Below are 591 nucleotides of genomic sequence, written 5' to 3'. Positions count from 1 at the left end.
GGCGCGAATTATGGCTCAGATTGTCTATTACTTCAGTGCATCCTTAGCGCTTGGTGGCCCTCATAGGAGTGTTGCTTTTTCGGTTCCAACTGGTAATTTTGGCGATATTTTTGCGGGTTACTTAGCTCGGAATATGGGTTTACCTATTAGTCAGTTAGTTGTTGCTACTAACAAAAATGACATTCTGCATCGTTTTATCAGTGCTAATCACTATAAAATGCAGCCTTTAGAGCACACACTTTCCCCAAGTATGGATATTATGGTCTCAAGCAACTTTGAGCGTTTAATGTTCGACTTATATGGACGCGACGGAAAGGCTTTGGCGAAGCAGATGGAATCCTGGAAAACTGACGAAGGTTCCGTAGAAGAGTATCGCTGGCGTGCTGCCAGAAAGCTCTTTGATAGCTGGTCTCTGAATGATGAGCAAACATGTCAGTTGATTAAGGATGTTTACGAAGAGACTGAATACTTGATTGATCCACACACTGCTATTGGTGTGGGTGCCGCACGCGAGTGCCGCCGTGATGGCAGTATACCAATGATTACCTTGGCTACTGCACACCCTGTTAAGTTTCCTGAAGCTGTCGAGAA

The 591-nt window shown here is 44.7% G+C and carries 1 pseudogene; it reads left to right on the top strand.

Annotated features, from left to right (window positions below):
• Window positions 1-591: pseudogene (locus A3729_RS03915) on the top strand (threonine synthase); the annotation flags it as partial.

It is taken from the genome of Oleiphilus sp. HI0043 (assembly GCF_001634935.1).
This window is presented reverse-complemented; position numbering and strand designations above follow the sequence as displayed.